Here is a 13,067-nt window from a genome sequence, read left to right as displayed (position 1 = left end):
TGGAAAAGATCTTTGGGAAGATAATGAAAAAATTATTAAAACCTTTATTTGTTGCAACTTTAGCAGTTCCAGCATTGGCATTTGCAGATACGGCACCACAAACGACGACAGTGGAAAAAGTACAAGCTGCTACAGGTGCAGTGACAGCCCAAGCAGAAGTAAAAAATGAAACCACGACTGTAATCAGTCCACGTACTGGTATTCGTTATACTTTAGGGAATACAGGCGGACGCCCCATTATTTTAAAAACTGCGGCGATTGCAGCGGTAACACCTGCTACGGTTAATCGCGTTGTTGCTTCAAATCCAGCATTGTCAGTATCTAGTCAAGAAAAAGTAAAGCAAGCATTATTGGCTGCGGATACCACGACTGCTGTTCAACAGTAATACGTTGCTGATGTAATGAAAGCCAGTATATTTACTGGCTTTTTTATTTTATATTCAAATGAATAAGCTTTTCTTATAGTAAAAATAAATAAGCATTTTAATAAGCTCGATTTTTATAGAGAATTCTAATAAGCTGTGTTTTCATTCTAATTCATGTGGACATTTGAAAATGGCTGTTGGTGACGTGTCTATGCCGCATATGCATGTGGTACAAGGTGTAAAAATTGGCTCTGCTGAGGCGTATGTCCGTTATCCAAATCGACGAGATTTAGTTATTTTTGAATTTGCACAAGGTACCAATGTTGCGGGGGTATTTACCCAAAATGCATTTTGCGCAGCGCCAGTTCATGTGTCGAAAGCGCATTTAGCACAAGCTAATCCACGCTATTTGGTCATCAATACTGGGAATGCTAATGCGGGTACAGGCAAATTGGGTATGCAAAATGCACAATTGACCTGTTTAAAGCTTGCTGAGTTAGCGCAGGTAGAAGAATTTGAGGTATTGCCATTCTCTACAGGGGTCATTGGCGAACAACTGCCGATTGAGCGTTTAACGCAAGGTTTACAGCCCGCACTAAATAGTTTGAATGACGCTTCATGGACAGATGCTGCGACTGGCATCATGACCACGGATACCACACCAAAAGGCGCCTCAGAACAGTTCGAGCTTGATGGTATAACGTATACAATGACTGGGATTTCTAAAGGTGCAGGCATGATTCGCCCTAATATGGCGACCATGCTGAGTTTTGTTGCAACCGATGCGCCAATTGCACGAAATTTTGTGCAAAAAATGTTAAAAATTAGCGCAGACCAATCATTTAACCGGATTACTGTGGATGGTGATACTTCTACCAATGATTCATGCATCTTTGCTGCAACCGGAATGGCTGGTGGTGTAGAAATTAGCAGTGAAGATGATGCACGTTATACTGTGGTCTTGGATGTTTTATCGCGTGTGATGAAGCGTTTGGCGCAACTGATTATTCGTGATGGGGAAGGGGCGACCAAATTCATTACTATCACGGTTGACGGTGGAAACGACACACAAGAATGCTGCGATATTGCTTATAGCATTGCCCATTCACCATTGGTTAAAACGGCAATTTTTGCGTCTGATCCAAACTGGGGGCGTATCCTTGCTGCGATTGGTTATGCTGGCGTGAAAGATTTGGATGTTGAAAAAATTCAAGTCTGGTTAGACGACGTGCAAATTTGTAAAGATGGTGGTGCTGCTGAAGACTATACCGAAGAAGCTGGTGCACGGGTAATGTCACAGACAGAAATGACCATTCATGTAAACCTTGGTCGAGGACAGGCCAAAGATACGGTTTACACCTGTGACCTATCCTATGATTATGTGAAAATTAATGCGGACTATCGTTCTTAACTACTGATTTTTTAAGGAGCCTCATTCGTGAGGCTTTTTTATAACAAAACATTTTTCGTGGTGAATTTATGTGCGCTAAACCGTACAATCAATTCACAAGTGTATAAACGCTAGCATGATGCCAGCGACAAGGAAAGAGAAGACCTCTTATGAATGATGCGAATAATTTAATTGCCAACGAAGCAAAATCGGTTGTGCAAGCGCATTTAGATCGTTTAGGTGAACCTAAGGACAATAGTCTGAGTCCAGCGGTAAAACAGCAGAAGTTTGCGCAAATTAAAGCTGAGTTGCAAAAGAACAATGCTGTTTTGGTGGCACATTATTATTGTGATCCAGATGTACAAGAACTTGCGGAAGCGACAGGTGGTTGTGTTTCTGATTCTTTAGAAATGGCACGTTTTGGACGTGATCATGAGGCATCTACTCTGGTGGTCGCTGGGGTTAAATTTATGGGAGAAACCTCAAAAATTCTTTCTCCTGAAAAAACAGTCCTTATGCCAACTTTGGAAGCAACCTGTTCGCTTGATCTCGGTTGTCCTGTAGATGAATTTACCGCATTTTGTGATGCGCATCCTGAGCATACTGTTGTGGTCTATGCCAATACCTCAGCAGCAGTTAAAGCACGTGCAGATTGGGTAGTGACTTCAAGTTGTGCTGTAGAGATCATTGAACATTTAGACAGTTTGGGCGAGAAAATTATTTGGGCACCAGATCAACATTTAGGCCGTTATATTCAAAAGAAAACCGGTGCTGATATGTTGCTTTGGGATGGTGCTTGTATCGTGCATGAAGAGTTTCGTGCCCGTGGTATTGAAAAGATGAAAGCGCTGTATCCGAATGCAGCTGTATTGGTACATCCTGAGTCACCAGAATCCGTGATTGATATTGCGGATGCGGTGGGAAGTACCTCACAACTGATCAAAGCAGCTCAAACATTGCCACAAGACACTTTAATTGTGGCTACAGATCGTGGCATTTTCTATAAAATGCAACAAGCTGTACCGCATAAGACCTTGATTGAAGCACCTACAGCAGGTGAGGGTGCAACTTGTCGTTCTTGTGCGCATTGCCCGTGGATGGCAATGAATGAATTAGATGGTATTTTGGCAGTTTTGCAAAAGGCCGATCAAGAAATCTTCGTAGATGCTGCTTTGGCTGAACGTGCTAAATTACCTTTAGATCGTATGTTGAACTTTAGTGCTCAATTAAAACGATAGAAATTGTATAAAAAACATCTGAAATGTTTGATTAATATACATTTGACGTGTTTTTTTAACTTTTTTTCAAGATAGGTGTTGACGTCTTGTGGCGTCACGCCTAGAATGCACACCGTACCGCACGATGTGCGATACACAAAAGCTGAGATGAACGGAGCATAGCACAGCCTGGTAGTGCACCTGGTTTGGGACCAGGGGGTCGTAGGTTCGAATCCTACTGCTCCGACCAATTCTTCAAGGCAAGTTAATCTGTGATATTAGTATCATTGGTCATGCGCCTGTAGCTCAGTTGGATAGAGCATCCGCCTTCTAAGCGGATGGTCACAGGTTCGAATCCTGTCAGGCGCACCATATGTTGCTTGATACTATAGATCCTAAAACTTAATGTGACGGTGGATGTAGCTCAGTTGGTAGAGCCCCGGATTGTGATTCCGGTTGTCGTGGGTTCGAGCCCCATCATTCACCCCAATTCCTTAAGTTTGTTGTAAATTCGGAGCATAGCACAGCCTGGTAGTGCACCTGGTTTGGGACCAGGGGGTCGTAGGTTCGAATCCTACTGCTCCGACCATTTAAGCATCAGCTTAAATATAAATTATCCGCTTAAAGGCGGTTTTTTTATGCCTGAAATTTGTGTTTGTCAACGAAGCGTCAAATTCTATAGATCTAAAAAAAGATCTCCGTAGAGATCTTTTTTTTAATAAAGAGAAGATTATCAAGGAATAATAATCACCGCAACACGACGGTTTTCAGCTTTATTCTCTTCTGAATCATTTGATTTAAGTGGCTGGTCAGCCCCTTTTCCAATCACTTGGATATTTTGTGGATTAAATTTTTGCTCAATGAATATATTTGAAACATTTTGAGCACGTTCTTTGGATAGTTTTAAATTGTATTCAGGATTTCCGATATTATCGGTATGACCTACTATTTTAAGCTTATCGAGATGATATTTATTTAATTGCGTGGCTAAACGAACCAATTCAGTTTGACGTTCGGTATTAATATTCGATTCATTAAAACCAAACAATAAACGTTCTGGTAGACCTAGACTCCAACCTTCATCCGTTAATACAAAACCTTCTTTCTTAAGTACACGAGCTTGTTTATAGCTCAACCCACCTAGATTCATACAACCTGTAAGTGCTAGGCAGAGTATTGCAAGAATAGAAAGTTGTACGTTTTTTAAAGTCATAAAAACCCCCTAATATTATGAATGGTAAATAAACCAATGATGCTGTAAAGATTTTGCTTTGTACATGGCTTGATCTGCTTGAGAAATTAAGTCTTCTGGGCTTGAGGCCTGGCTAGAGATAGCAATACCGATACTAAAGCTAAAAGAAATCGATTGTCCTTTATAGATTAAAGGATCGTCACAACATTTAATCAGATTTTCCGCAATAGAGATGAGGTGTTCAATTTTAGAAATGGAACGTAAAATAATTGCAAACTCATCTCCTGCAAGACGCGCAACAAAATCATCTTGGCGAATATGGCGTCTTAATCGTGAAGCCATTTCTTTTAAAACTTCATCACCGACCAAATGTCCATATTGATCATTAATAGCTTTAAAATTATTATTATCAATAAATAATAAAGCTAAATTCTCACGTTGATTGGTGTCTTCATATAGATTACATAACACTTGATAAAAATAATTACGATTAGGTAATTCGGTTAAATGATCATGTTGAACTTGATAAGAGAGTTCACTATTCTCGTTTTGAAGATGGGTATGCCAAGATTGAATTTCATCTAAGAGTTGGTTGAACACACTGTTTAAGTCTTGAAATTCTTTTACATCACTTTTTGGAAACCTTAAGTTATACGCCTTTTGATTTCTTAAGAGTTGTGCAATTTGTATAATCGGTAAAAATGAACCCATAATATGGCGATAGGTTAAGTTTACTGACCACCATACAGCAAAAACCATAAAGAGCATGCCAAACGCTAAGCCGGTAAAAATTTTAAAAATAAACATTAAAATTTCATTGGAACTTCCATATAGCACAACTTGACCAACCAGCTTTCCTTGATGTTGGACGTTTAACTTGATGGAATCTTTTAAAAAGATATGATCAAAGAAGTTTTGAATATATGAATAGTGTTCAACATTTTTTAGGCTTTCAGCAACTTTATGACCTTGATTATCATAAACTTCAATCAGGCGTACTGAATGTTGGAAGGTGTATTCATTGATAATCTGTGAAATCGCGATTCTATCAGAGAAGACCAGCGCTGGTTGAACACGTTCAGACACGGTGCGACTGATTAATAATAGGTTCTGTTTCGCATAAGATTCAACGGTAAATACTGAAATCGTGACAAAAGTAGACGTACTAATAAATAAAGTGATTGCAAAGGTCGTAAATTGAGATTTACGAAACAATGTTTGTAAGGAACTCGATTTAAAAAATTTATTCATCATTATTTTAATCCGAATTCTTTGCCAGCAATAAAACACGTGGGTCAACATGTATTTTAGACTGAGCTAAACTATCTAGATTCACTTTAAAAATAGTATTTCCTGTTTTGTTGGTGGATAAGCAAAAAACGCTGCCAATTTCACATTCAGAATTACTTGAACTAAACGATAAAATAGATGAATTTAATGATTTCCCGATAAGGGCTTGTTCGGTTTGTGCTGAAGTATTTGAAAAAAATACCGCATCACAATGACGATTTTTCAGATCCGCGGAATGTATCGAACTTATATTAAAAGGAGACTTATTTGATTTGATATAAGCAGAAAATTGGTTTGCATAGGCTGCATTATCAACAACGCATAACTCTGGATTCGGAGTGTTCCATTTTGCATAACTTAATATAGACAATGTCATCATGAAAATATTATGTGACGAATTGGCTGAGGAATAGTTGCAGCAAAAGAGCAAAATTCCTAAACAGAAGCTTCTTCTATTTATAAAACGGGCCATATTCGACTTAATTTATTAAATGATAAAATTATTTCAAATAGTTTAAAGAAAAAAAACAAATATAAATAGCTTAAAATTTAAATAAAAACATGAGTTGCTTTATTAGTATGAGAAAAAATGGTGCAAAAAATAGCTAAAAATGGACTTTTTTTGCTATTTTGGTCGAAAAAATGTCCAGTTGATAAAAAAGTTTAAAAAAAGGGGTTGTGTTGGTTTGTGAATGCTGTAGAATGCACATCCATCGGCGGTGATGTTAAATAAAACTTCTGATAAATCAGGCACTTGATTAAGTTGTTAAGATTTCGAATTGAGATTTTAAGATGAGGTTAGAGTTAGGTTTGTTAGAAAAAATAATTAACATTATTGATTGACTTTTTAGAGATAGAGAGTAGTATAGCCGACCTAGCTTGATGCTGACGAAGCATTGAGAAGATCATTAAGAGAATATGAAGAACAACTTGTGTGGATTTTTACTGATTGATTGATCGAAATATTATCATTGATTGATTGGTTTAAATTACTCGAAGTTTATTTGAGAGAATTTGTCAGTACATTGATGAGCCAGAATTGTGACCTTAAGTCACTAATGATTTTTAACTGAAGAGTTTGATCATGGCTCAGATTGAACGCTGGCGGCAGGCTTAACACATGCAAGTCGAGCGGGGGAGATTGCTTCGGTAATTGACCTAGCGGCGGACGGGTGAGTAATACTTAGGAATCTGCCTATTAATGGGGGACAACATCTCGAAAGGGATGCTAATACCGCATACGCCCTACGGGGGAAAGCAGGGGATCACTTGTGACCTTGCGTTAATAGATGAGCCTAAGTCGGATTAGCTAGTTGGTGGGGTAAAGGCCTACCAAGGCGACGATCTGTAGCGGGTCTGAGAGGATGATCCGCCACACTGGGACTGAGACACGGCCCAGACTCCTACGGGAGGCAGCAGTGGGGAATATTGGACAATGGGGGGAACCCTGATCCAGCCATGCCGCGTGTGTGAAGAAGGCCTTATGGTTGTAAAGCACTTTAAGCGAGGAGGAGGCTCTCTTGGTTAATACCCAAGATGAGTGGACGTTACTCGCAGAATAAGCACCGGCTAACTCTGTGCCAGCAGCCGCGGTAATACAGAGGGTGCGAGCGTTAATCGGATTTACTGGGCGTAAAGCGTGCGTAGGCGGCTTTTTAAGTCGGATGTGAAATCCCCGAGCTTAACTTGGGAATTGCATTCGATACTGGGAAGCTAGAGTATGGGAGAGGATGGTAGAATTCCAGGTGTAGCGGTGAAATGCGTAGAGATCTGGAGGAATACCGATGGCGAAGGCAGCCATCTGGCCTAATACTGACGCTGAGGTACGAAAGCATGGGGAGCAAACAGGATTAGATACCCTGGTAGTCCATGCCGTAAACGATGTCTACTAGCCGTTGGGGCCTTTGAGGCTTTAGTGGCGCAGCTAACGCGATAAGTAGACCGCCTGGGGAGTACGGTCGCAAGACTAAAACTCAAATGAATTGACGGGGGCCCGCACAAGCGGTGGAGCATGTGGTTTAATTCGATGCAACGCGAAGAACCTTACCTGGTCTTGACATAGTAAGAACTTTCCAGAGATGGATTGGTGCCTTCGGGAACTTACATACAGGTGCTGCATGGCTGTCGTCAGCTCGTGTCGTGAGATGTTGGGTTAAGTCCCGCAACGAGCGCAACCCTTTTCCTTATTTGCCAGCACTTCGGGTGGGAACTTTAAGGATACTGCCAGTGACAAACTGGAGGAAGGCGGGGACGACGTCAAGTCATCATGGCCCTTACGACCAGGGCTACACACGTGCTACAATGGTCGGTACAAAGGGTTGCTACCTAGCGATAGGATGCTAATCTCAAAAAGCCGATCGTAGTCCGGATTGGAGTCTGCAACTCGACTCCATGAAGTCGGAATCGCTAGTAATCGCGGATCAGAATGCCGCGGTGAATACGTTCCCGGGCCTTGTACACACCGCCCGTCACACCATGGGAGTTTGTTGCACCAGAAGTAGGTAGTCTAACCGTAAGGAGGACGCTTACCACGGTGTGGCCGATGACTGGGGTGAAGTCGTAACAAGGTAGCCGTAGGGGAACCTGCGGCTGGATCACCTCCTTAACGAAAGATTGACGATTGGTAAGAATCCACAACAAGTTGTTCTTCATTGATGTATCTGAGGGTCTGTAGCTCAGTTGGTTAGAGCACACGCTTGATAAGCGTGGGGTCACAAGTTCAAGTCTTGTCAGACCCACCAAGTCTACTGAACACAGAAGAGCAGATATATTAAGATCTTAAGCTGGGGACTTAGCTTAGTTGGTAGAGCGCCTGCTTTGCACGCAGGAGGTCAACGGTTCGACTCCGTTAGTCTCCACCACTATATAAAGACTAAGTGATTACAGAACTTAGTAAGCAGATAGCTTATTAAGTTCTGTGATTTATCACAGTTAACTACTCGCTGACGAGGCGGTAGTGAATCATTAACAGAATATATTTGAGTTGAAATAATTGTTTAAACTCGTTTTAGTTGATGTTAGCAAGTAATTGTTAATATTGAATGAAATGAGCACTAGCGATAAAACTGAATCAAGCGTTTTGGTATATGAATTAAATTGAAGCTGTATGGTGATTAAGTTCACAGGCAACAAATAGAAGTGATTAAGTTCACATTGTTGATCCTCCTTGTAGGGATTAACGACTGTTTGGGGTTGTATAGTCAAGTAATTAAGTGCATGTGGTGGATGCCTTGGCAGTCAGAGGCGATGAAAGACGTAATAGCCTGCGATAAGCTTCGGGGAGGCGGCAAATATCCTGTGATCCGGAGATTTCTGAATGGGGAAACCCACTTACCATAAGGTAGGTATCGCATGATGAATACATAGTCATGCGAGGCGAACGAGGGGAAGTGAAACATCTCAGTACCCTTAGGAAAAGAAATCAATTGAGATTCCCTCAGTAGCGGCGAGCGAACGGGGATCAGCCCATTAAGTTATATGTGTTTTAGCGGAAAGCTCTGGGAAGTGCTACCGTAGAGGGTGATAGTCCCGTACACGAAAGGGCACATATAATGATGACGAGTAGGGCGAGGCACGTGAAACCTTGTCTGAATATGGGGGGACCATCCTCCAAGGCTAAATACTCCTGACTGACCGATAGTGAACCAGTACCGTGAGGGAAAGGCGAAAAGAACCCCTGTGAGGGGAGTGAAATAGATCCTGAAACCGCATGCATACAAGCAGTGGGAGCCGACTTGTTCGGTGACTGCGTACCTTTTGTATAATGGGTCAGCGACTTATATTCAGTAGCAAGGTTAACCGCATAGGGGAGCCGTAGAGAAATCGAGTCTTAATAGGGCGTTTAGTTGCTGGGTATAGACCCGAAACCGGGTGATCTATCCATGAGCAGGTTGAAGGTTGGGTAACACTAACTGGAGGACCGAACCCACTGTCGTTGAAAAGCCAGGGGATGACTTGTGGATAGGGGTGAAAGGCTAATCAAACTCGGTGATAGCTGGTTCTCCCCGAAAGCTATTTAGGTAGCGCCTCGGACGAATACCATAGGGGGTAGAGCACTGTTTCGGCTAGGGGGTCATCCCGACTTACCAAACCGATGCAAACTCCGAATACCTATGAGTACTATCCGGGAGACAGACTGCGGGTGCTAACGTCCGTAGTCAAGAGGAAAACAATCCAGACCGCCAGCTAAGGCCCCCAAATTATAGTTAAGTGGGAAACGATGTGGGAAGGCATAGACAGCTAGGAGGTTGGCTTAGAAGCAGCCACCCTTTAAAGAAAGCGTAATAGCTCACTAGTCGAGTCGGCCTGCGCGGAAGATGTAACGGGGCTAAAACTATATGCCGAAGCTGCGGATGTATACTATGTATACGTGGTAGGGGAGCGTTCTGTAAGCCGATGAAGGTGTATTGAGAAGTATGCTGGAGGTATCAGAAGTGCGAATGCTGACGTGAGTAACGACAAAACGGGTGAAAAACCCGTTCGCTGAAAGACCAAGGGTTCCAGTCCAACGTTAATCGGGGCTGGGTGAGTCGACCCCTAAGGCGAGGCCGAGAGGCGTAGTCGATGGGAAATTGGTTAATATTCCAATACTTCTGTGTAATGCGATGAGAGGACGGAGAAAGTTAAGTCAGCCTGGCGTTGGTTGTCCAGGTGAAAGGCAGTAGGCATGCATCTTAGGCAAATCCGGGGTGCTCTATGCTGAGAGCTGATAGCAAGCTAGTTTACTAGCGAAGTGGCTGATACTATGCTTCCAGGAAAAGTCTCTAAGCTTCAGTTACACAGGAATCGTACCCTAAACCGACACAGGTGGTCAGGTCGAGTAGACCAAAGCGCTTGAGAGAACTCTGCTGAAGGAACTAGGCAAAATGGTACCGTAACTTCGGGAGAAGGTACGCTGCTGACGGTGATAGGACTTGCTCCTTGAGCTATTGGCAGCCACAGAAACCAGGCCCCTGCAACTGTTTATTAAAAACATAGCACTCTGCAAACACGAAAGTGGACGTATAGGGTGTGATGCCTGCCCGGTGCTGGAAGGTTAATTGATGGGGTTAGCGTAAGCGAAGCTCTTGATCGAAGCCCCAGTAAACGGCGGCCGTAACTATAACGGTCCTAAGGTAGCGAAATTCCTTGTCGGGTAAGTTCCGACCTGCACGAATGGCATAATGATGGGGGCGCTGTCTCCAGCAGAGGCTCAGTGAAATCGAAATCGCCGTGAAGATGCGGTGTACCCGCGGCTAGACGGAAAGACCCCGTGAACCTTTACTGCAGCTTGACATTGAACTTTGATCTTACTTGTGTAGGATAGGTGGGAGGCTTTGAAGTAGTGACGCCAGTTGCTATGGAGCCATCCTTGAAATACCACCCTGGTAATATTGAGGTTCTAACTCTGTCCCGTTATCCGGGACGAGGACCATGTCTGGTGGGTAGTTTGACTGGGGCGGTCTCCTCCTAAAGAGTAACGGAGGAGTACGAAGGTGCGCTCAGCGTGGTCGGAAATCACGCGTAGAGTATAAAGGCAAAAGCGCGCTTAACTGCGAGACCCACAAGTCGAGCAGGTACGAAAGTAGGTCTTAGTGATCCGGTGGTTCTGTATGGAAGGGCCATCGCTCAACGGATAAAAGGTACTCTGGGGATAACAGGCTGATACCGCCCAAGAGTTCATATCGACGGCGGTGTTTGGCACCTCGATGTCGGCTCATCTCATCCTGGGGCTGAAGCAGGTCCCAAGGGTATGGCTGTTCGCCATTTAAAGAGGTACGCGAGCTGGGTTTAGAACGTCGTGAGACAGTTCGGTCCCTATCTACCGTGGGCGTTGGAAATTTGAGAGGATCTGCTCCTAGTACGAGAGGACCAGAGTGGACGAACCTCTGGTGTACCGGTTGTGACGCCAGTCGCATCGCCGGGTAGCTATGTTCGGAAGGGATAACCGCTGAAAGCATCTAAGCGGGAAGCCTACCTCAAGATAAGATTTCCCTAGGACTTTATGTCCTCTAAAGAGCCGTTGAAGACTACGACGTTGATAGGTTGGATGTGGAAGTGCGGTGACGCATGAAGCTGACCAATACTAATTGCTCGTGAGGCTTGACTATACAACACCCAAGCAGTTGTATACGAAGCATCATTTGATTCATAAAAGATCAAACATACTTGATTTAGTTGTAAAGCTAGTTAAACTATTCAACTCAAATGTTCTGTTAATAACTCATTTGGTACGAAGTAAGGCATTTAAATAAGACCCGAACAAGTCCATAACAGTTTGCTGGCGACAATAGCAAGAGTGAACCACCTGATCCCTTCCCGAACTCAGAAGTGAAACCTCTTAGCGCTGATGGTAGTGTGGGGTTACCCATGTGAGAGTAAGTCATCGCCAGCTTTTAAATCTAAAACACCCCGTTCTCTAGCGAGACCGGGGTGTTTTTTTATGTGCGGTGTTTATCGGGAAGAACGAAGTTTAAAATGGAATATTAAAAAGCGCTAGCCTTAGTAGGAGCTTTTAAAAATCATTAGAAAGATTCCACCTAAACAATAAAATCATTAATCTTTAAAGTGAACAGGAATCCATTGATAGCTTTTCCCATCTGCTGAGTAAATATGTCCAATGCCCGGGAATGGTAAATGAGGTGCTGCGATCGTTTGCCCATGTTTTGCATAATCAGCAAACTGCTTTAATCGGGTTTGAACAGCTGTTTTCGGGTCAATATCATATTCTATTGCTGTTTCTGGTTTATCGAATTGCACTGTATGAGAATGGACAATATCCCCAATAAAAACAATATCTTCACCCGTTGTTTTTAGTTTATAACTAAAATGTCCTGGGGTATGACCAGCAGTACTGATTACTTCAAATCCGCTGATGTTGTCACCCAGTTTAAATGTTTTAAACTGTTTTTTAACTTGATAGGGTGCAAGGGCGGCTTTGATCTTTTCGACAGTTGCTAAGTAATTGGCACGTTTATCTTGTGCTATTTTTTCAGCTTGTTTTGGATTTAGCCAATAATTTGCTTCATCTTCAGAGACATAGATGGTGGCATTTGGGTAGTTTGATATGCCATTTTTACTGACACCACAGGAATGATCAGGGTGTAAATGTGTCAGTAAAATCGTATTGACTTGTTCAGGTTGATGACCTGAAGCTTTGAGATTTTTTAATACAGAGCCTAGATGCGCACCGAAACAATCTGCAGTACCGCTATCCACCAAAACCAATGATTTTCCTGTGTTAACTAAAAATGCATTCACCGATGTTTGCACACCTTTGGCTTGATCTGCATGATATTTCTTTAAAATTTCTTGAACCTTATCCTGTGAAATATTTTTAAATAGTGTGGGAGACATAAAGTTGGTGCCATCTAGTAAGGCTGTAATTTGTGTATTGCCCAGCTGATGTTGGTAAAACCCTGCTACTTGCGCTTGTTGTTCAATGATCGGTAATGTTTTGGTGACTTCTGCTTGTGATATTAGAGGGAATAAGCCGAATAAAAGGACTGATAATGATAGGGCAGTTTTTTTCATTGGAGTTGATCAGAATTAATTTAACGAATTATTTTTTAACATGGATTGGTTCATCACGGCGCTTTTTATATATGAAAAACAATCTACTTTTGTAAGCGAAT

At 42.5% G+C, this 13,067-nt stretch carries 7 protein-coding genes, 6 tRNA genes and 3 rRNA genes; 12 read left to right on the top strand and 4 right to left on the bottom strand.

All coding sequences use genetic code 11. The features are described 5' to 3' along the window. Window positions 1-23 precede the first annotated feature (23 nt). The 7 genes from AS4_RS18070 (at window position 24) to AS4_RS18040 (ending at window position 3,561) form a co-directional block, all read left to right on the top strand. A complete protein-coding gene (locus AS4_RS18070; RefSeq protein ID WP_004817737.1) occupies window positions 24-386 on the top strand; it encodes a hypothetical protein in 363 nt (120 codons plus the stop codon). Between the two features lie 169 nt (window positions 387-555). Continuing rightward, complete coding sequence (argJ, locus tag AS4_RS18065) at window positions 556-1,776, top strand: bifunctional glutamate N-acetyltransferase/amino-acid acetyltransferase ArgJ (protein ID WP_096735079.1); 1,221 nt, start codon at window positions 556-558, stop codon at window positions 1,774-1,776. Between the two features lie 149 nt (window positions 1,777-1,925). Next, window positions 1,926-2,993 carry a quinolinate synthase NadA gene (gene nadA, locus AS4_RS18060; RefSeq protein WP_004817734.1) on the top strand — a complete coding sequence of 356 codons (1,068 nt, stop codon included), beginning with the start codon at window positions 1,926-1,928 and terminating at the stop codon, window positions 2,991-2,993. 152 nt (window positions 2,994-3,145) lie between these two features. Continuing rightward, a tRNA-Pro gene (locus AS4_RS18055) sits at window positions 3,146-3,222 on the top strand. Between the two features lie 45 nt (window positions 3,223-3,267). After that, window positions 3,268-3,344: transfer RNA gene (locus AS4_RS18050), tRNA-Arg, on the top strand. Window positions 3,345-3,385: 41 nt separating this feature from the next. Continuing rightward, window positions 3,386-3,461, top strand: a tRNA-His gene (locus AS4_RS18045). 23 nt (window positions 3,462-3,484) lie between these two features. Then, window positions 3,485-3,561: transfer RNA gene (locus AS4_RS18040), tRNA-Pro, on the top strand. Between the two features lie 144 nt (window positions 3,562-3,705). On the opposite strand, the gene AS4_RS18035 is transcribed toward AS4_RS18040, so the two are convergent. From AS4_RS18035 to AS4_RS18025, 3 genes are read right to left on the bottom strand one after another with little or no spacing between them, the layout of a single operon-like run. Beyond that, window positions 3,706-4,185 (bottom strand): OmpA family protein, encoded by a 480-nt coding sequence (locus AS4_RS18035; protein ID WP_004723848.1) that lies wholly within the window; start codon window positions 4,183-4,185, stop codon window positions 3,706-3,708. Window positions 4,186-4,200: 15 nt separating this feature from the next. Then, window positions 4,201-5,418, bottom strand: coding sequence for a sensor domain-containing diguanylate cyclase (locus AS4_RS18030; RefSeq protein ID WP_004723846.1), 1,218 nt, complete (start codon window positions 5,416-5,418; stop codon window positions 4,201-4,203). A 4-nt stretch (window positions 5,419-5,422) separates the two neighbouring features. After that, window positions 5,423-5,926, bottom strand: a complete 504-nt coding sequence (locus AS4_RS18025) for a YfiR family protein (protein WP_096735078.1) — start codon at window positions 5,924-5,926, stop codon at window positions 5,423-5,425. 594 nt (window positions 5,927-6,520) lie between these two features. Between AS4_RS18025 and AS4_RS18015 the strand changes: the two genes are divergently transcribed. The 5 genes from AS4_RS18015 to rrf all read left to right on the top strand — a co-directional run bounded on the left by AS4_RS18015 (window position 6,521) and on the right by rrf (window position 11,827). Beyond that, window positions 6,521-8,059: ribosomal RNA gene (locus AS4_RS18015) — 16S ribosomal RNA — on the top strand. A gap of 59 nt (window positions 8,060-8,118) precedes the next feature. Continuing rightward, window positions 8,119-8,195, top strand: a tRNA-Ile gene (locus AS4_RS18010). A gap of 44 nt (window positions 8,196-8,239) precedes the next feature. Further along, a tRNA-Ala gene (locus tag AS4_RS18005) sits at window positions 8,240-8,315 on the top strand. A 337-nt stretch (window positions 8,316-8,652) separates the two neighbouring features. Beyond that, window positions 8,653-11,543: ribosomal RNA gene (locus tag AS4_RS18000) — 23S ribosomal RNA — on the top strand. A 169-nt stretch (window positions 11,544-11,712) separates the two neighbouring features. Continuing rightward, window positions 11,713-11,827, top strand: a 5S ribosomal RNA gene (gene rrf, locus AS4_RS17995). Together the 16S, 23S and 5S rRNA genes with 2 tRNA genes alongside form the textbook arrangement of a ribosomal RNA operon. A gap of 161 nt (window positions 11,828-11,988) precedes the next feature. Here the strand turns inward: rrf and AS4_RS17990 are convergent. Further along, window positions 11,989-12,966, bottom strand: coding sequence for an MBL fold metallo-hydrolase (locus AS4_RS17990; protein ID WP_096735077.1), 978 nt, complete (start codon window positions 12,964-12,966; stop codon window positions 11,989-11,991). Between the last annotated feature and the right edge of the window lie 101 nt (window positions 12,967-13,067).

Origin of the sequence: Acinetobacter guillouiae (assembly GCF_002370525.2) — a bacterium.
Taxonomy (GTDB): Bacteria; Pseudomonadota; Gammaproteobacteria; order Pseudomonadales; family Moraxellaceae; genus Acinetobacter; species Acinetobacter guillouiae.
The sequence above is the reverse complement of the archived record's forward strand: the minus strand, read 5'-3'. Positions and strand labels throughout refer to the sequence as shown.

Coding starts and splice junctions, on each gene's coding strand:
- AS4_RS18025 (WP_096735078.1), bottom strand. CDS start 5,926: ATGGCCCGTTTTATAAATAGAAGAAGCTTCTGTTTAGGAATTTTGCTC.
- nadA (WP_004817734.1), top strand. CDS start 1,926: ATGAATGATGCGAATAATTTAATTGCCAACGAAGCAAAATCGGTTGTG.
- AS4_RS18030 (WP_004723846.1), bottom strand. CDS start 5,418: ATGATGAATAAATTTTTTAAATCGAGTTCCTTACAAACATTGTTTCGT.
- AS4_RS18070 (WP_004817737.1), top strand. CDS start 24: ATGAAAAAATTATTAAAACCTTTATTTGTTGCAACTTTAGCAGTTCCA.
- argJ (WP_096735079.1), top strand. CDS start 556: ATGGCTGTTGGTGACGTGTCTATGCCGCATATGCATGTGGTACAAGGT.
- AS4_RS18035 (WP_004723848.1), bottom strand. CDS start 4,185: ATGACTTTAAAAAACGTACAACTTTCTATTCTTGCAATACTCTGCCTA.
- AS4_RS17990 (WP_096735077.1), bottom strand. CDS start 12,966: ATGAAAAAAACTGCCCTATCATTATCAGTCCTTTTATTCGGCTTATTC.